Annotated in this window: 15 protein-coding genes and 2 tRNA genes; 9 read left to right on the top strand and 8 right to left on the bottom strand. The window is 69.3% G+C overall.

Annotated features, from left to right (window positions below; all coding sequences use genetic code 11):
• Nucleotides 1-68: 68 nt before the first annotated feature.
• Together EAO79_RS11720 and EAO79_RS11715 are read right to left on the bottom strand one after the other, a co-directional pair.
• A tRNA-Glu gene (locus tag EAO79_RS11720) sits at nucleotides 69-141 on the bottom strand.
• A 108-nt stretch (nucleotides 142-249) separates the two neighbouring features.
• Nucleotides 250-1146 (bottom strand): diacylglycerol kinase family protein, encoded by an 897-nt coding sequence (locus EAO79_RS11715; protein ID WP_241161051.1) that lies wholly within the window; start codon nucleotides 1144-1146, stop codon nucleotides 250-252.
• An 89-nt stretch (nucleotides 1147-1235) separates the two neighbouring features.
• On the opposite strand from EAO79_RS11715, the gene EAO79_RS11710 reads away from it, so the two are divergent.
• A complete protein-coding gene (locus EAO79_RS11710) occupies nucleotides 1236-1874 on the top strand; it encodes an MBL fold metallo-hydrolase (protein ID WP_124769078.1) in 639 nt (212 codons plus the stop codon).
• A 10-nt stretch (nucleotides 1875-1884) separates the two neighbouring features.
• Here EAO79_RS11710 and EAO79_RS11705 read toward each other — a convergent pair whose 3' ends face one another.
• The gene (locus tag EAO79_RS11705) at nucleotides 1885-2979 is read right to left on the bottom strand and encodes an acyl-CoA desaturase (protein WP_085510601.1); all 1095 of its coding nucleotides are present in this window, start codon (nucleotides 2977-2979) and stop codon (nucleotides 1885-1887) included.
• 374 nt (nucleotides 2980-3353) lie between these two features.
• Here EAO79_RS11705 and EAO79_RS11700 point away from each other — a divergent pair, with 374 nt between their 5' ends.
• The gene (locus EAO79_RS11700; RefSeq protein ID WP_056006986.1) at nucleotides 3354-3557 is read left to right on the top strand and encodes a cold-shock protein; all 204 of its coding nucleotides are present in this window, start codon (nucleotides 3354-3356) and stop codon (nucleotides 3555-3557) included.
• Nucleotides 3558-3724: 167 nt separating this feature from the next.
• Here EAO79_RS11700 and EAO79_RS11695 read toward each other — a convergent pair whose 3' ends face one another.
• On the bottom strand, nucleotides 3725-4426 hold the full coding sequence (locus EAO79_RS11695; RefSeq protein ID WP_124769077.1) for an SOS response-associated peptidase: 702 nt from the start codon (nucleotides 4424-4426) through the stop codon (nucleotides 3725-3727).
• A gap of 141 nt (nucleotides 4427-4567) precedes the next feature.
• On the opposite strand from EAO79_RS11695, the gene EAO79_RS11690 reads away from it, so the two are divergent.
• From EAO79_RS11690 to EAO79_RS11665, 6 genes are all read left to right on the top strand, one after another.
• On the top strand, nucleotides 4568-5305 hold the full coding sequence (locus EAO79_RS11690; protein WP_193555816.1) for a hypothetical protein: 738 nt from the start codon (nucleotides 4568-4570) through the stop codon (nucleotides 5303-5305).
• Nucleotides 5302-6897, top strand: a complete 1596-nt coding sequence (locus EAO79_RS11685; RefSeq protein ID WP_124769076.1) for a DNA polymerase Y family protein — start codon at nucleotides 5302-5304, stop codon at nucleotides 6895-6897. Before EAO79_RS11690 ends, EAO79_RS11685 begins: the two co-directional genes overlap by 4 nt.
• A gap of 44 nt (nucleotides 6898-6941) precedes the next feature.
• Nucleotides 6942-10364, top strand: a complete 3423-nt coding sequence (locus EAO79_RS11680) for an error-prone DNA polymerase (protein WP_124769075.1) — start codon at nucleotides 6942-6944, stop codon at nucleotides 10362-10364.
• Between the two features lie 154 nt (nucleotides 10365-10518).
• Nucleotides 10519-10995 carry a DapH/DapD/GlmU-related protein gene (locus EAO79_RS11675; RefSeq protein WP_079002213.1) on the top strand — a complete coding sequence of 159 codons (477 nt, stop codon included), beginning with the start codon at nucleotides 10519-10521 and terminating at the stop codon, nucleotides 10993-10995.
• Nucleotides 10996-11102: 107 nt separating this feature from the next.
• On the top strand, nucleotides 11103-12509 hold the full coding sequence (locus tag EAO79_RS11670; RefSeq protein WP_124769074.1) for a polysaccharide biosynthesis tyrosine autokinase: 1407 nt from the start codon (nucleotides 11103-11105) through the stop codon (nucleotides 12507-12509).
• Nucleotides 12506-13117: a low molecular weight phosphatase family protein gene (locus EAO79_RS11665; protein ID WP_124769073.1), complete on the top strand. Its 612-nt coding sequence runs from the start codon at nucleotides 12506-12508 to the stop codon at nucleotides 13115-13117. The genes EAO79_RS11670 and EAO79_RS11665 overlap by 4 nt, the downstream gene beginning before the upstream one ends.
• Before the next feature lie 107 nt (nucleotides 13118-13224).
• Here EAO79_RS11665 and EAO79_RS11660 read toward each other — a convergent pair.
• The 4 genes from EAO79_RS11660 to EAO79_RS11645 all read right to left on the bottom strand — a co-directional run bounded on the left by EAO79_RS11660 (nucleotide 13225) and on the right by EAO79_RS11645 (nucleotide 16782).
• Nucleotides 13225-13299, bottom strand: a tRNA-Gln gene (locus EAO79_RS11660).
• Nucleotides 13300-13389: 90 nt separating this feature from the next.
• Nucleotides 13390-14310, bottom strand: coding sequence for an NAD(P)/FAD-dependent oxidoreductase (locus EAO79_RS11655; protein WP_124769072.1), 921 nt, complete (start codon nucleotides 14308-14310; stop codon nucleotides 13390-13392).
• Nucleotides 14307-15827 (bottom strand): glutamate--tRNA ligase, encoded by a 1521-nt coding sequence (gltX, locus tag EAO79_RS11650; protein ID WP_124769071.1) that lies wholly within the window; start codon nucleotides 15825-15827, stop codon nucleotides 14307-14309. The genes EAO79_RS11655 and gltX overlap by 4 nt, the downstream gene beginning before the upstream one ends.
• Nucleotides 15820-16782, bottom strand: a complete 963-nt coding sequence (locus EAO79_RS11645) for a LysR family transcriptional regulator (protein WP_241160863.1) — start codon at nucleotides 16780-16782, stop codon at nucleotides 15820-15822. The genes gltX and EAO79_RS11645 overlap by 8 nt, the downstream gene beginning before the upstream one ends.
• 81 nt (nucleotides 16783-16863) lie before the next feature.
• Here EAO79_RS11645 and EAO79_RS11640 point away from each other — a divergent pair, with 81 nt between their 5' ends.
• On the top strand, nucleotides 16864-17937 hold the full coding sequence (locus tag EAO79_RS11640; protein WP_124769069.1) for an aminotransferase class V-fold PLP-dependent enzyme: 1074 nt from the start codon (nucleotides 16864-16866) through the stop codon (nucleotides 17935-17937).
• The last annotated feature ends 4 nt before the right edge of the window (nucleotides 17938-17941 follow it).

Raw genomic sequence — 17941 nt, 5'->3', positions numbered from 1 at the left:
TCGAGCCGCTAAATGAACGAAGCCCCGCTCCCTGATGACTCAGGAAAGCGAGGCTTCGTTCGGTGTTGTGACCCCAACGGGATTTGAACCCGTGCTGCCGCCGTGAGAGGGCGGTGTCCTAGGCCGCTAAACGATGGGGCCGTAAGCAACGGATATGAGTATGCCATACGATTTCGAGCCGTACAAATCGAGGCCACCAGCGGCATCCGACGGGCGTGTCGCGCCGTGGTCACGGTCGGCCGGACAGGCTCAGGCGAGCACGCGGAGTGCACCGGGGACCACATCGATCGTGACCGGCAGCGGACCGATGCGCTCCCCGTCGGCATAGGCCGTGACGCCGTCCGCGGCGATCGAGACCGAACGGACCCGCGACAGTCGCACGATGTCGAGATCCGTGTGGGCACCCGAGAAGACCTTGGGGAACAGCCGGAGGAACCGGAACCGTGACACGGGTGCGACGACGAAGAGGTCGAATCGGCCGTCGGCAAGGTCCGCCTGTGGCGCGATGAGCATGCCGCCACCGATCGAGGTGTTGTTCGCGACGGCGAGGAGGACGGCGTCGACCGTCTCCGGCGCCCCGTCCACGGTCAGCTCGTATCGACGCGCGCGGAGGGCAAGGAGCTCACGGAGGATCGCGATCGTGTACCGACTGCGCCCGCGCGGCCGTCGCATGCGGTTCGCCCGTTCGTTGACGAGGGCGTCGAAGCCTGCGGACACCGCACCGACGAACCAGGTCGTCCGCTCGCCGTCGGTCACCGTGCCGGCGTCGATCACGCGCGGCTCGCCCTCGAGCGCACGGAGCAGGGACGCGATCGCGGCTGTGGGATCCCCCAGCGGGATCCCGAGTCCCCTGGCGATGTCGTTGCCCGTACCGGACGGGACCACGCCGAACGGCAGGCCCGAGTCACGTACCGCCTCGACGGCCAGACTCACCATGCCGTCGCCACCGACGACGACGAGCGCGTCCAACCCGGCCTCGATCGCAGTCTGCACCGCACTCCGGAGCTGTCCGACGGTCTGCTCCTGCAGGCGGACGGCGCGATGCCCGGCTTGCTCGAGGGCGTCGAGCACCATCGGGCCCACGGCGCGGGTCGAGCCGAACGACGCGGTCGGGTTGATGGCGACGCCGATGCGTCGGGGCTGCATGGTCACCTGCCGATTCTGGCAGGCCCGCAGCGGGCGGACGCCCGGACGACCGGGTTGCCCCCGGCGCTCCCACGGTATTCACTCGTCGTATGAGACTCACGAAGTTCGAACATGCAGCATTCCTCCTCGAGACGGACGGCGCCAAGCTGATCGTCGACCCGGGCGCGTTCACGTCCCCGATCGCCGATGTGGAGCACACCGCGGCGGTCCTGATCACGCACCTGCACCCCGACCACTGGACCGCGGAGCACCTCGACCGCATCCTCGCCGCGAGCCCGGAGGCCGTCCTCTACGGACCGGCCGGTGTGGCCGCCGCCGCGGACGGGTACGACATCACCGTCGTCGCCCCGGGAGACGTGGTCGAAGCGGGGCCCTTCACGCTCCGCTTCTTCGGCGGGACCCACGCGGTCATCCATTCGTCGATCCCGGTGATCGACAACGTGGGCGTCCTCATCAACGACCTCGTGTACTACCCCGGCGATTCCTTCGCCGTCCCCGAGGGCGTCGAGGTCGACGTCCTGGCCGCCCCGGCGGGTGCACCGTGGATGAAGATCTCCGAGGGCATGGACTTCGTCACCGCCGTCGCGCCGAAGCGCGCGTTCGGTACGCACGAGATGGTGCTCTCGGGGCCGGGACAGAGCATGTCGCACGACCGCCTGCAGTGGGCGACCGAACAGGGCGGCGGGACCTACTACCCGCTCGCCCCGCTCGACACGCTCGAGGTCTGAGACCGGTCGACTACCGGCGGCGGAAGTTCGCCGCCGCCGGGCAGTCGAACGGGTCGCGGGCCGAGAGGCCGACCCGGTTGAGGTACTCGATGACGATGGCGTAGGACTGCAGCAGGGTCGTCTCGGTGTACGGCACCTGCTGGGTCTCGCAGTGCTCCCGCACGATGACGCGAGCACGAGCCAGAGCCGGGCGAGGCATGCTCGGGAACAGGTGGTGCTCGATCTGGTAGTTCAGGCCACCCATGAAGGTGGCCATGCCGAAGCCGCGGACGTTGCGCGAGGTCAGCACCTGCTTGCGGAGGAAGTCGAGCTTCATGTCGGCCGGGATGATCGGCATGCCCTTGTGGTTCGGCGCGAAGGACGCACCCATGTAGACGCCGAAGACCGCGAGCTGGACGCCGAGGAACGCGAACGCCATGCCGACGGGCAGGAAGAGGAAGATCGCGGCCAGGTACAGACCGACGCGGGCGACGATCATGCTGATCTCGGCGGCGCGGCCGTCGACCTTGCCCGGACCGAAGAGGGTCTTGAAGGACAGCGCGTGGAGGTTGATGCCCTCCAACATGAGGAGGGGGAAGAAGAGGTAGCCCTGCTTGCGGGTGATGAGGGCCTGCAGGCCCTTGGCCTTGGCAGCGTCCTCCTCGATGAAGGAGATCGTGTCGATCTCGATGTCGGGGTCCTTCGTGACCTGGTTCGGGTTCGCGTGGTGGCGCGTGTGCTTCGTCATCCACCACGAGTAGCTGATGCCGACGATGCCCGCCGCGAGGAACCGGCCGGCGCGGTCGTTCGCGCGGCCCGACTCGAAGACCTGGCGGTGCGAGGCCTCGTGGGCGAGGAAGGCGAACTGGGTGAGGATGATGCCGAGCGCGCCGGCGATGAGCAGCTGGAACCAGGACTCGCGGAGCAGGACGAACCCGGTGACGCAGCCGAGGAGCGCGATGACGAGGAACGAGAACGTGAGGATGTAGAACGTGCGGTGGCGGCGGAGGAGTCCCGCTTCGCGGACCGTCTTCAACAGCGACGAGTAGGAGCTGGTGACGTTCGCAGCGCCGGGCTTGCGGGGGCTCGTGGCACGAACCGGGCCGAGGATGGCTTCAGTTGACATGGGCACTCCGGAGGAATCGTGTCGACTTCCCAGCCGGGGCGATGAGCGGATGCTCGGACGAGCGCGAGCTCTGCAGATGGCCACAGCCTACGGTCGGTGTCTGAAGAATCACCCCACATCACGACATCCGACCCCAGATCAGGCCACTCACCCGCCAGTTGTCGAGAAAAGACGCAGAATTGGCCAATCCGTTACGTGTTCGGCTGCCGTTTCGAGCCGAGATGGGCTAACGTGGATCGAAGTTGTTGTGTTGCGCAGGTATTTCAAGCCGCGTTTCCACCGATGGATACGCTGCTTTTCTGAGGAGCGAGCAAAGAACACCGCGACGAACGGGCCCGAAAGTCGGGAACGGTCACTCATGAAAGAGGAAATACATGTCAACTGGAACTGTGAAGTGGTTCAACGCCGAAAAGGGCTTCGGATTCATCACTCCTGACGACGGCAGCGCCGACGTCTTCGCACACTTCTCCGCCATCGCGACGAGCGGCTACCGCTCGCTCGAGGAGAACCAGAAGGTCGAGTTCGAGACCAACCAGGGCCCCAAGGGCCTGCAGGCCGAGAACATCCGCCCCCTCTGATTCTCTGATCAGTCGGAGCTGACGATCCGAGCGGCCGGTCATTCCAGCCCTCGCGTCTGAGACACCGAGAACCGCCCCTGACGTTCGCGTCAGGGGCGGTTCTGTGTGTCCGGGGTGGGTTTCGTGTCTCCGGGGCGGTTCCGCGCCTCCGGGCGACTCTCCTGCGGCTACTCCTGGACGGGGAGGAGGAGCTCAGGACCATCGCCCTGCAACGGCGCCACCCGGTGGAAGACGAGCTGCTCCGCGACGTCGGTCGCTGCGGACACCATCTCGTCGACCTCGTCCTGGTCGGCCTCGTGGTGCGGATCGAGCCAGGCGTCCCAGCATTCCGGAGGCAGCGTCACGGGCGTCCGTGGGTGCAGCTCCTGCAAGGGACCGACCGCCGGCCTCGTGAGGATGGTCGCACTCAGCACCCAACGCCGTGGGTCGTCGTCCGGTAGCGAGCGATCGCGCCACCACGAGTAGAGGGCCGCGAAGACGATCGGTTCACCACCAGCGGTCTGCACGTAGTACGGGGTCTTCGTCGCACCCTCGGTGTGCCACTCGTAGTACCCGGCGGCAGGGACCAACGCGCGCTTCTGCTTGACCGATGGCGCGAACGTGGGCTTGGTGGTGACCTCCTCCGCGCGAGCGTTGAAGGTCGGGTACTGACTCTTCAACTCGGTGGCGAACGACGGCACGAGTGACCACCGCGCCGATTCGAGCCGGCGGACCACCGGCCCCGTCTTCACCGAGTCGAGGATGATCGGGATCTGCTCGGTCGGGCGCACGTTGTACGAGGGCCCGGGCAGCTCGGCAGCCGCGTGGTCGATGTCGAAGAGCTCGATGAGTTCCTCGGTGGATTCGGTCACGACGAAACGTCCGCACATGGGCCCAGCGTACCGGGCGCTGCTGACACCGCGGACCGCGTGTCGGTGGGATGCAGGACCATGGTCGAGTCGTCCGTCAGTCGTCGTCGAGACCGGATCGAGCCGGTTGACTTGTTCGAAGATATGTTCGAATATTGAGCCATGGCCCTCCGCGCACTCGTCGACTCCCCCGTCAGGGCGGACACCGCGACCGAGCTGCACGAACTCCAGGGGCGCATCAAGCGGATGCAGGGGACGCGCCTCGACACCCGATCCCTGCCGACCGCTCCTGAGCTCTCCCGGCTCCTGCCCGGTGGCGCCCTCCAGGCCGGAGGCAGCTACTCCGTGCTCGGCTCCACGGCACTCGCCATGTCGCTCATGGCCGGACCGTCCGCAGCCGGGACCTGGTGCGCCGTCATCGGTCTCCCGTCGTTCGGCGTGGAGGCGGCGGCCTCCATGGGCATCGACCTCGAACGACTCGTCCTCGTCCCCCAGCCCGGTCCGGACTGGCTCACGGTCACCGCGGCCATGGCCGACGTCGCCGGCGTGCTCATCACAGCGCCTCCCGGACGGATCGCCCCGAGCGACGCCGCCAGACTCGCGGCTCGCCTCCGGCAGCGCGAGGCCGCACTGATCGTCCTCGGTTCCTGGCCGCAGAGCGATGCGACATTGCGCGTGACCGAGAGCTCCTGGAGCGGCCTCGGGGCGGGGCACGGACATCTCCGGCATCGGCGGCTCACCGTCAGCTCGATGCTCGGCCAGGGGGCTGCGGGCCGGCCCAGGACCGCACACCTGACGCTGCCCCTGGGATCGACCGAGGGTCGCACCGCGCCGCTCGCCGGCTCCGGCCTCCTCGACGACGACACGGTCGTCCGACTCCCGATGGTCGTGAACCGATGACGACCGAACCGCCTGCGGGACCGGTCGAGCGCACCATGGTCCTCTGGTGCCCCGACTGGCCGATCGTGGCGGCACGACTCTCCGGGACACTGTCCGAGGACACGACCGACGCTCCGCTGGCCCTGGTCGAGCATGGTGAGGTCCTGGCCTGCGACGCCACCGCACGTGCAGCGGGAGTGCGGCGAGGACTCCGTGTCCGCGAGGCTGAGGCCCGCTGTCCGGAACTGGCGACCGCCGACTACGACCCGGTCGTCGACACCCGCGCCTTCGAGCCGATCCTCCTCGGCATCGAGGAGCTCATGCCGGGCGTCCAGCCCTTCCGGGCCGGGCTCTGCGCCATCCGATCCCGAGGACCGAGCAGATACTACGGCGGCGAGTCGGCTGCGGCGGAGGTCCTCCTGGCCCGCCTCGACGAGCTCGGTGTCCCCGATGCACGGATCGGCATCGCCGACGGCCCCTTCGCCGCGGAGCAGGCCGCGAGGTCCACCGCGTTCCAGCAGGACGGTTCCCGGATCATCGTCATCCCCTCCGGAGCCTCTCCCGCCTTCCTGGCCCCACTCCCCCTGTCCACACTCGGGCGCCCCGAACTCAGCTCACTGCTGCACCGGCTCGGGATCAGCACCCTGGGGGCGTTCGGCGCACTGCCCGCGACCGAGGTCCGCGACCGCTTCGGCCCCGACGGCGCCCGAGCGCACCGCCTCGCAGCCGGCGCGGACGCCCGAAGCGTCGTCCCTCGCGTGCCGCCGACGGAGCTGGCCGTGTCGATCGCCTTCGAGCCCCCGCTCGACCGCATCGACCAGCTGACCTTCGGGTTCCGGCAGTCCGCGGAACGGTTCATCACCGGCCTGGCCGAGGCCGGCCTCGTGACCACCGCGATCACGATCAGCATGCGGAGCGAGCGCGGGGAGCGCTCCACCCGCACCTGGCTCCACCCACGCTGGTTCACCGCCGGCGACGTCCTCGATCGCGTGCGCTGGCAGTTGCAGGGCGCGTCCAACATCGATCACGGACTCGCCTCCCCCGTCGAACTCGTCGAGGTCGTCCCGGAGACCCTCGACGACGCCGCGGAACACGAGGAAGGGCTCTGGGGCAGCGGACCGGATGAACGCATCCACAGCGGACTCGCCCGCGTCCAGAGCATGCTCGGTCACGACGGCGTCGTGACCGCGGTGCCGTCCGGCGGACGCCTCCTCCTCGACCGCCGCATCCTGGTTCCCTGGGGCAGTGTTCCACCGGGTGGTGAGGCGGCCGTGGCCGAACGCAGGAACCGGCCCTGGCCCGGGACCATCCCGGGAGCGGCTCCGTCGACCGTCTTCGACACCGCCGTGCCGGTCGAGGTCGTCGACGCGACGGGACTGGCCGTGGCGGTCGACGAGCGCAGCACCGTGAGTGCAGCGCCCGCACGGTTCTTCGCCCTCTCGGACTGGCACGTCATCGACGGCTGGGCCGGCCCCTGGAGCATCGACGAACGCTGGTGGGACGACGACGGCCACCATCGCGTCCACCGTCTCCAGGTCCTCGACGACTCGGGTGAGGCCTGGCTCCTCCTGCTGGAGGAGCAGCGCTGGAGGGCCGAGGCCCGCTACGACTGAACCGCATCACGTCCGCACCGCACCGCATGACGAAGGAGCCCAGCATGGGATGGAACAACCCCCCGGTCTCATGGTCGGAGTTCGAGCGCCGTCTGTCCGACGCGAGCCGACCGGCCACCCTGCCGCTGGGAGCCGACGGCGGGGACAGCCCGGCCTGGTCGCGGAAGCGTCAACCGTACGTCCCCGAACCACCGGAGCAGCGCCCGACGACGACGCGGGTCCCCTATGCGGAACTCCACGCGCACTCGAGCTTCAGCTTCCTCGACGGCGCGAGCCCGCCGGAGCGGCTCGTCGAAGAGGCTGCGGCACTCGGCCTGCACGCGCTCGCGCTCACCGACCACGACGGTTTCTACGGCGTCGTACGGATGGCCGAGGCGGCGGAACGGTTCCCCGATCTCCGGACGGTCTACGGTGCCGAACTGTCCATCGGCTTGGACCGGCCGCAGAACGGCGTCCCCGACCCCGTCGGGCATCATCTACTCCTGCTCGCCCGTCGAGCAGAGGGGTATCACCGCCTGGCCGGCGCGATCACGGACGCACAACTCGCCGACGGAGCCGAGAAGGGCCACCCGATCTACGACCTCGAGCGGCTCGCCGCCTCCGTCGCCGGCCACGTGACCGTGCTCACCGGGTGCCGCAAGGGGTTCGTCCGCACCGCGCTCCGTGAGCACGGTCTGGAGGCCGCCGCCGCCGCGGTCGACCGACTCGTCGCCCTGTTCGGTCCGGAGCACGTCGTCGTCGAGTTGAGCGACCACGGCCACCCGGAGGACTCGGCGGAGAACGATGCACTCGCCGAGATCGCGGCGTTGCTCGACCTCACCGTCGTCGCCACGGGCAACGTCCATTACGCCACGCCCGAGCAGCATCGACTCCAGACCGCGCTGGCGGCCGTCCGAGCACGACGCAGCCTCGACGAGCTCGACGGATGGCTTCCCGCGGCCGGAACCGCGCACCTGCGGAGCGGAGCCGAGATGGCGGACCGGTTCGCCAGATATCCCGGAGCGGTGGCACGGAGCGTCGAGCTGGCCGACGAACTCGCCTTCAGCCTGCGGGCGGTCCGCCCGAAGCTCCCGCGACAGCGCGTCCCGGAGGGGCATACGCCCATGAGCTGGCTTCGGCACCTCGTGCTCGAAGCCGTCCCCGTCAAGTACCCCGACGCCACTCCCGAACACCTCCGACGCATCGAACGGGAGCTCGAGGTCATCGAGCAGAAGGACTTCCCCGGGTACTTCCTGATCGTGCACGACATCGTCAGTTTCGCCCGCGGCCGGGGCATCCTCTGCCAGGGACGCGGTTCCGCCGCGAACTCGGCCGTCTGCTACCTGCTCGGGATCACCGCCGTCGACTCGATCTTCTACGAGCTGCCGTTCGAACGGTTCCTCTCCAGCATGCGGGAGGAGGAGCCCGACATCGACGTCGACTTCGACTCCGACCGGCGCGAGGAGGCCATCCAGTACGTCTACGAGACCTACGGGCGCCGCAACGCCGCTCAGGTCGCGAACATCATCAGCTATCGGCCGAAGTTCGCCGTCCGCGACACCGCCAAGGCGCTCGGGTACAGCCCCGGTCAGCAGGACGCCTGGTCGAAACAGGTCGAGCGTTGGGGCGGGGTCATGTCGAGCGCCGACCACGACATCCCCGAGCGCGTCGTCGGTCTTGCGCAGCAGATGCTCACCCTGCCCCGGCACCTGGGCATCCACTCGGGTGGCATGGTGCTGACCGATCGGCCGGTCGGCGAGGTCTGCCCGATCGAGCACGGGCGCATGGACGGTCGCACGGTCCTCCAGTGGGACAAGGACGACTGCGCCTGGATGGGTCTCGTCAAGTTCGACCTCCTGGGTCTCGGCATGCTCTCGGCCATCCAGTACTGCTTCGACCTCGTGGCCGAGCACACCGGGGAACGCTGGACCCTGGAGACCATCCCGAAGGACGAAGCAGGGGTCTACGACCAGCTCTGCCGGGCCGACACCATCGGGGTCTTCCAGGTGGAGAGCCGCGCGCAGATGGGCATGCTGCCGCGCTTGCTCCCCCGCCGGTTCTACGATCTCGTCATCGAGGTCGCCATGATCCGCCCTGGGCCCATCCAGGGCGGCGCGGTGCACCCCTACCTGCGCCGGAAGACCGGCCAGGAGCCCATCACCTACCTCCACCCGAGCCTCGAACCGGTCCTCGAACGCACGCTCGGCGTGCCGTTGTTCCAGGAGCAGCTCATGCAGATGGCGATGGCCGTCGGTGGGTGCTCGGCCGAGGACGCTGACCTCCTGCGCCGGGCTATGGGATCGAAGCGCGGCGAGGAGAAGATCGAGAGCCTCAAGGACACGCTGTACCTCGGCATGGCCGGTAACGGCATCGTCGGTGCGGACGCCGATGCCGTGTACGCCAAGATCCAGGCCTTCGCCAACTTCGGCTTCGCCGAGAGCCACTCCCTGAGCTTCGCCCTCCTCGTCTACGTGAGCGCCTGGCTGCGCCTGCACTACCCGGGGGCCTTCCTCGCGGCCCTGCTCCGCGCGCAGCCCATGGGGTTCTACTCGCCGATGACCCTCGTCGCCGACGCCCGCCGACACGGCGTCTCCGTCCTGCGTCCCGATCTGCATCGCTCCGGCGCACAGGCCGGCCTCGAAGCGCTCGACCCGGAGGCCACCCCCGGCGCCCCGGTCGCTCCCGGCGGGCGCACGCGCTGCCTCGAACACGAACAGGGGCCGACCGGGCTCTTCGATCCGCTCCTTCCCGACGATTCGGCAGGACACCGGCGCGACGGCGCACTCGCCGTCCGGCTGGGACTCTCCTCCGTCCAGGGGATCGGTGAGGAGCTCGCGAAGCGGATCGTCGCCGAACGGGAGTCCGGAGGGCTGTTCACCAGCCAGGCCGACTTGGCCAGGCGCATCGGCCTGAGCTCCTCGCAGTTGGAGTCGCTGTCGGCGGCAGGCGCCTTCGACGGATTCGGCCTCACCCGTCGTGAGGCGATGTGGGGCGCAGCGCAGGCCAGTCGGCATCGTCCCGACCAGCTCGAGGGGACGTTCACGACCGTGCAGCCGCCGTTGCTCCCGGTTCCGACGGCCGCCGAACAACTCATCTCCGACATCTGGTCGACCGGGATGTCGACCGACGACCACCCCATCCGCCACGTCCGAGCCGAGCTCATGCGACGAGGGGCGCTGCGGTCCGACGAACTCCTGACGGCGCAGACGGACCGTCGCGTGGAGGTCGGGGGCGTCGTGACGCATCGGCAACGGCCGGCGACGGCGAGCGGCATCACCTTCATGAACCTCGAGGACGAAGCGGGACTCGTCAACGTGATCTGCAGTGTCGGCGTCTGGAACCGGTATCGCCGCGTGGCCAGGGAAGCCCCGGCAATGGTGGTCCGCGGCATGCTGGAGCGATCACCGGAAGGCATCGTCAATCTGGTGGCGGATCGGTTGGAAGCGCTCCGGATCGGGGCGAACACCCGTTCGCGCGACTTCCAATGACCCGTCACGACCAAACCGCGGCGGGCTCCTCCTCCGAACACCCTCTACAGCACAGCACGAGACTCATGGGATTCCCAGGCAGGCCCCGGGAAGGAATGACCGGGAGCCACCCGGCGTTGTCCCCAGTGTTGAGTAGACCAGAAGGGGGTCACCCATGGCGAGAGTGTACGAAGAGATCGAAGGCCGGACCGGCGAGGTGGAACGGTACCGTCACCACCCGAACGGCAAGGGCATGGTCGCAGCTCGTGCACTGATCGATCCGTCGGCGTTCATCGAACGCACTACCTTCGTGGAGGCTGACGCGGACATCCGTGCCAACGCCTGGATCGGTGCCGGAACCTGGATCGACCGGTCCGCGGTGATCGGCGAAGGCGCCTTCATCGGCGCGAACGTCCACATCGGGGAGCGCTGTGTCATCGGACGCGGAGCGCGGGTCGGAAGCGACGCCCGTCTCGGCGCCGACGTCCAGGTCGCCCACGGCGCGAGCGTGGATCGGGATGCCAGGGTCGCAGACCGCACCGTGGTCGGCAGTGAACGACCGGTCATGACCGAACCGACGGTCCGTCAGACGAACCGCGCCCCGCGCCGACCTCGTGCGAACGGCACCGACCGGTTCGGGAAGGCCGCCTGACCGGCAGACCGCTCCACCACCGTCACGCAGGGCCCGGACTCGTGAGTCCGGGCCCTGCGTCGTCTCCGCCGGACACGACGCACATGTCAGACGACTAACATATCAGGATGGACCTGAAGGACTACCTGCGCATCCTCCGCCATCGCTGGCTGCTCATCGTCGCGATCACCATGGGAGCAGCGGCGCTCGCCCACGGGTACACCCTCATCACCCAACCCGTGTACCAGTCGACGGGCCAGCTGTTCGTCGCCGTCACCGGCGGCGACTCCGTCGGCGACCTCAATCAGGGCAACGCCTTCGCCCAGAGCCGCGTCGCCTCGTACGTGATCCTCGCCACCGGTTCGACCGTCCGGTCCACGGTGGCCGACCGCCTCGACCTCGACCCCGCGTCGCTCATCGGGACGATCTCAGCGTCCAATCCCGCCCAGTCGGTCCTGATCGACATCTCCGCCGTCGACAGCGATCCGGTTGCGGCAGCCCGCATCGCGAACACCGCAGCCCAGGTGCTCGTCGACCTCGTCGACGACGTCGAGAGCGCCAACGAGGTGGACGCCGCCGGTGCGCTGGGCGATCCGACCCCGGTCGGGCTGACGATCGTGGAAGAGGCGTCTCCACCCCGGTCCCCCGTCGCGCCGAACGTGCTGCAGAACCTCGCGGTGGGCATCCTCGCCGGCCTCGCCCTGGGCGTCGGGATCACGCTGCTGATCGAGGTCCTCGACACCCGACTCCGCGGTCGCGCGGCGATCGAGAAGCTCACGGACACGAGCATCCTCGGCGCCTTCCACACGGAACCCACCGACGCGGCCCAACTCATCCTCGGATCGACGGAGAGCTACAGCCGGCGCGCCGAGAGCTTCCGGCAGCTTCGGACACACCTCCAGTTCGCCTCCATCGACGGCGGACTCCGCAGTGTGATGGTCACGTCCTCGGTTCCGGGCGAGGGGAAGAGCACCACCGCGGCGAACCTCGCGCTCGTCCTCGCGGAAGCGGGGAACTCCGTCCTCCTCGTCGATGCGGACCTGCGCCGACCCCGACAGCACGAGATGTTCGGCCTCGAGGGTGCGGTCGGGCTCACGACCGTGCTCACCGGCAGGATCAGCCTCGGCGATGCCTCGCAAGCGGTCGACGGGGCGGGGCGTCTCGCCGTCCTCACCTCCGGCGAGCTGCCGCCGAATCCGAGCGAACTGCTCGGATCAGCGGCGATGGAGCGCGCACTCTCAGAGATGGAACGCGCGTACGACGTGGTGGTCATCGACACACCCCCGCTCATCAACGTCTCGGACCCGACAGCACTGTCGACGCTTGCGAGCGGCGTCCTGCTCGTGGCGTCGGCCGACGGCCGACTGCACCGCGACCAGCTCCGGCAGTCCCTCGAGAACCTCAGCTTCGTCCAGGCGAAGCTCCTCGGGGTCGTTCTCAACCGCATCGAGGTGGCTCGAGGAGAGCAGTCGTCGTCCTACGCGTACTACCACCGGACCGCCCCGACGCGTCGACCACGGCGGACCACGGCATGAACACCCCGCTCGATCCGCCTCCGACCCGCATCCTGATCGTCTGCACCGGCAACATCTGTCGATCCCCGTATGCCCATTTTCTTCTCGGCGGCGGGCTGGCGGAGGTCGACGCGTCCGGCTTCGAGGTGCGGAGCGCCGGGACGGGCGCGCTGCGCGGCCACCCGATCGACGCCTCGAGCGCGGCGTTGCTCGGTCCACTCGCCGCGACGGCAGCCGGCTTCACCGCGACGCAGCTCACCGCGGGCCTCGTCACTCGACAGGACGTCGTCCTGACCATGACGCGGGAGCATCGCAGCGCCGTCCTCAGGCTGTGCCCGGAGGCGCTGCGTCGGACCTTCTCCCTGCGTGAGTTCGCCCGGCTCCTCGACACCGTCGACTCGGGACGACTTCCCCGCCCTCGAGCAGGGCGCTGGACGCGTCTTGCCCCCGAGCTGGCGGCCAACCGGACGAGCGCACGACTCCCGGATCCGGCCCAGGACGACGTCGTCGACCCGTTCGGTCAGGGCCCGGAGGTCTTCCGTCGGATGGCGTCGCAGATCGCCCCGGCGGTCGAGCGCATCATCGCGTTCGAGCGCACTGCCGTCGAGGAGGATTCGGGGCCTCGTTGAGGACGTCGGTGTGCCACTGCACCCTCCGTCCCGCCGACGGGCCGAGCACGCCACAAACGACGAAGGCCCGCGAGGTGATCGCGGGCCTTCGTCGTGATGTTGCTGTCTGGCTGGGGTACCTGGACTCGAACCAAGAACAACTGAACCAGAATCAGTCGTGTTGCCAATTACACCATACCCCACTGTCAGAACCGAAGCCCCGACCGAAGAACAACACTAGCCTACGGAGGCGGCCGTCTCAAATCGAAGCGTCCCGGGCGCGTCGCGAGCGCTCAGCTGGGGACGCCCGCGAGGTCCCGGTTGAGTGCTCTGGACACCCGAGCGCCGTTCCCGGCCGCCACGATGAGCTGCTGCGGGCCGGGAGGCGTGATGTCGCCGGCGGCGTACACGCCCGGCACGGACGTGCGACCCCAGGCGTCGACCACGACGTACCCGTCGGTGTCGCGATCGAGTGAGAGCTGTTCCAGATATCCGAGGGGCGCGGCCCACTGCGGCCGCACGAAGCCCCCGGAGCGCGGGATGAGCGTACCGTCGGCGAGGCGGACACCGGTGAAGCCGTCGCGACCGCCGTCGAGCTCCGCGATCGCTCCGCGCTCGACCCGGATGCCCGCGGAAGCGAGCGCGGCCTCCTCGGGGCCGGTGACGGTGTCGGTGCCGTTCGTGAAGACGATGAGGTCCGACGACCACTGTGCGATGAGGATCGCCCATTCCGCCAGGTCCGTCGTCTCGCCGATGAGCGCGAGCGGCGCATCGGCCTTCTCGTACCCGTCGCACTCGACGCAGCTGTGCAGATCAGTTCCGTAGAAAGCCCGCAGGTTCGCGACCTTCGGCAGCGTCTCCGTGAGACCGCTCGCGACGACGACCGTCCTGGTCACGACGTCGCGATCCGGCTCGCCGCGGACCCCCTGGGCGACGACGTGGAAGCCGTCAGCAGTCGCCTCGATCGACTGCACGGACGCGAACTGGACCTCCGCGTTCGCGTACGCCGCGACCTCCTCGCGCCCCATTCGCCGGAGATCCAGCGGAGCGATGCCGTCGCGGGTGAGGAAGCCGTGCGAGCGCAGCGTCGCAGCGTGCCGTGGGCGATTGCCGTCGAGCACGAGGATGCGCCGACGCGCGCGCGCCAGGTTCAGCGCGGCCGAGAGTCCCGCGGGTCCCGCACCGACGACGACGACGTCGTACGAGTCGCTCATGACGCGAGGTGCGCGGAGAGCCGATCGAGTCGCGTGATCGATTCCGTCTTCCCGAGGATCTCGAGCGACTCGAACAGCGGCGGGGAGATCCGACGCCCGGACGCCGCGACGCGCAGCGGGCCGTAGGCGATACGGGGCTTCAGTCCGAGGCCCTCGATGAGCGCACCGGCGAGCGCGTCCTGGATCGATCCGGCCGTCCACTCCGACTCGGGGACGAGCTCGAGGGCGCCGATGGACGCGGCGAGCACCTCGCCGGCGTTCGCCGGAAGACCCTTGAGCGCGTCGTCCTGGTACTCGAGCTCCGCGGCACCGCGGAACAGGAAGCCGAGGAGCGCGGGGACCTCGCCGAGCAGCGCGATGCGCTCCTGGACGAGCGGGGCGGCCTGCTCGAGCACGGCCTGCTGCGCCTCGGTGACGGGCTCGCTCACCACACCGGCCTCGACGAGGTACGGCGTGATGCGGCCGAGGAAGTCGGCCGGCTCCAGCAGTCGGATGTGGTCGCCGTTGATGGACTCCGCCTTCTTGAGGTCGAAGCGCGCCGGGTTCGGGTTGACGTCGACGACGTCGAACGCGGCGATCATCTCGTCGATCGAGAAGACGTCGCGGTCGCCGCTCAGCGACCATCCGAGCAGTGCGAGGTAGTTGATGAGCCCCTCCGGCACGAAGCCACGGTCGCGGTGGTGGAAGAGGTTCGCCTCCGGGTCGCGCTTGGAGAGCTTCTTGTTGCCTTCGCCCATGACGTACGGCAGGTGACCGAACCGTGGGACGAAGGTCGTGAGGCCGATGTCGATGAGCGCGTGGTACAGGGCGATCTGCCGCGGCGTCGACGGCAGCAGGTCCTCGCCGCGGAGGACGTGGGTGATCTGCATGATGGCGTCGTCGACGGGGTTCACGAGCGTGTAGAGCGGCTTGCCGTTCGGGCGCACGAGGACGAAGTCCGTGAACGACCCGGCCGGGAAGGTGATCTCACCGCGCACGAGGTCGTCGAAGCTGAGGTCGTCGTCCGGGACCCGCAGACGGAGCGCCGGCTCGCGGCCCTCGGCTCGGAACGCGGCGCGCTGCTCGTCGGTGAGGTCGCGGTCGAAGTTGTCGTACCCGAACTGCTTCGGCCGGCCGGCCGCCTCGTTGCGCGCGTCGATCTCGTCGGCGTTCGAGAAGCTCTCGTAGAGGTGCCCGGCAGCCGTCAGCCGCGCGATCACGTCGGCATAGATGTCGCTCCGCTCGGACTGCCGGTACGGCGCGTGGGGTCCGCCGACGCCGACGCCCTCGTCCCAGTCGAGCCGCAGCCACGTGAGCGCGTCGACGAGCTGCTCGTAGCTCTCCTCGCTGTCGCGAGCGGCATCGGTGTCCTCGATCCGGAAGACGAGCTTGCCCCCCGTGTGCCGGGCGTACGCCCAGTTGAACAGCGCCGTGCGGACGAGACCGACGTGCGGTGTGCCGGTCGGCGACGGGCAGAACCGGACGCGGACGTCGGTGCCGGAAGCCGTGGAGAAGGGGTGCGTAATCGTGTCAGACATCGCCTGTCATCTTAGTCGCGCCGCCCAGGGACGCGGCGATCCGCAGGAGTGCAGCGACGGCGGGGATACGGTCCGCGTGCTCGGCGCTGACGAGGTGGAGCGCCCGGTCGTCGTCGTTGCGCGTCGGCAGCACGACCACCTCGGTCGGCAGCTGCGCGGCCGCGAGTGCGAGGGTGGGCAGCAGGGCGACGCCGAGCCCGGCCGCCACCAGGGCGGTGACCGCGATCGCATTGTCGGTCTCGTGCGCGATGACGGGCTCGAAGCCGCTCGACCGGCAGAGACCGAGGAGATGACCTCGGCAACGCGGACAACCCGCGATCCAACGCTCACCGGCGAGGGCCGCGAGGTCGACCTGTCGATCACCGGCTCGAGCGTGGCCGACCGGGAGCACGAGACGCATCGGGTCGGTTCCGAACCGGCGCACGCGGAGTCCGGCCGCGCTCTCCCGATGCGGGTCGTCCGGATCGTCCGGGTAGCTGAAGGTGATCGCGACGTCGGCTTCACCGGCACGGACCGCGGCGACGGCCTCCGGCGGTTCGGCCTCGACGAAGGAGACCCCGATTCCCGGATGCTCGTCGGCCAGGCGAGCGAGGAGCTGCGGCACGAGCATCGACGACGCCGAAGGGAAGGCGACGAGGCGCACCCGCCCACTCCGCAATCCCGCGAGTGCCGCGACCTCCTCGGACGCCGCGCGCACCGCTCGGTCCACCGCAACCGCGTGTCCGGCGAGGATCGCACCGGCCTCGGTGAGGCGGACGCCCCGACCGACGCGCTCGACGACCGGCATGCCGAGCCGACGCTCGAGCCTGCGGAGATGCTGGCTCACCGCCGGTTGACTCGAGCCGAGCGCGTGCGCGGCGGCCGTGATCGATCCGGTCGAGGCGATGGCGCCGACGACGAGGAGGGAACCGGCGTCGAGGGCCGATGACGAGGGCTGCGGTGAAAGGGTGGACACCCTCGAAGCATAATCTCTCGTTATGGTTCTCATCGAGAGTCGGTCCTTGTCGTATGGATACCCGGCGAAGAGACTGGATGCATGAGCACCCTCAGCCTCCAGGAAGCCAGCGGATCCTTCCCATCCGCACCCGGCTACCTGGCCGCCTGCACGCTGGGACTGCCGACGATCGGCACGACGGACGCGATCACGGCCGATCTCTCCGCATGGCAGGCGGCTCGAACCGATGCGGCCGCCTACGGCGCCGTCGTCGAGCGGGTGCGCGGCTCCTTCGCCGAGCTGGTACACGTGCCGGTCCGCTCGGTCGCGATCGGATCCCAGACATCCGCCATGGTCGCCATGGTCGCGGCGTCGGTGCCGGACGGCGCCGAGGTCCTCTGCGTCGAGGGCGACTTCAGCTCACTCGTCGCTCCGTTCCTCATGCAGGCGCACCGCGGCGTGCGTGTCCGCCACGCACCGCTCACCGAACTCGCTGCCCACATCGACGCCTCGACCTGGCTCGTCGCCTACTCCGCGGTGCAGTCGGCAACCGGCGCGGTCGCCGACGTGGTCGCGATCCGTGAGGCGGCGGCCGTCCACGGCACGCTGACGCTCAACGACCTCACGCAGGCGGCCGGGTGGCTCCCCGTCGACGCCTCGGCCGACGACATCACCGTGTGCCACGCCTACAAGTGGCTCTGCGCGCCACGAGGCGTGGCGTTCATGACGGTGCGCGACGAGGTGGTGGACCGCCTCCGGCCGAGCCAGGCCGGTTGGTACTCGGGTGACGACGTCTGGTCGTCCTGTTACGGCCCGTCGTTGCATCTCGCCGAGAGCGCACGACGGTTCGACGTCTCCCCCGCCTGGCAGGCCTGGGTCGGCGCCGAGCCCGCCATCGCCCTCTTCGCGGCGGTCGACGCCGTCGCCGTGTACGAGCACGACACCCGGCTCGCAGCAGCGCTCAGGGCGGGCATCGGCGAGAGCCGGTCGCTCCTCACCGGGACGGCCTCGGCCATCGTCACGTGGACGGATCCCGATGGACACGACCTCCGGGCGCTGCAGTCGGCCGGGATCACGGCATCGGGTCGCGCCGGCCGGGCAAGGGTCGCGTTCCACCTCTGGAACACCGACGACGACGTCGCAGCTGCGCTGACCGCTCTCGGTCAGCGCAGCTGACGCG

Origin of the sequence: Plantibacter sp. PA-3-X8 (assembly GCF_003856975.1) — a bacterium.
Taxonomy (GTDB): domain Bacteria; phylum Actinomycetota; class Actinomycetes; order Actinomycetales; family Microbacteriaceae; genus Plantibacter; species Plantibacter auratus.
This window is presented reverse-complemented; position numbering and strand designations above follow the sequence as displayed.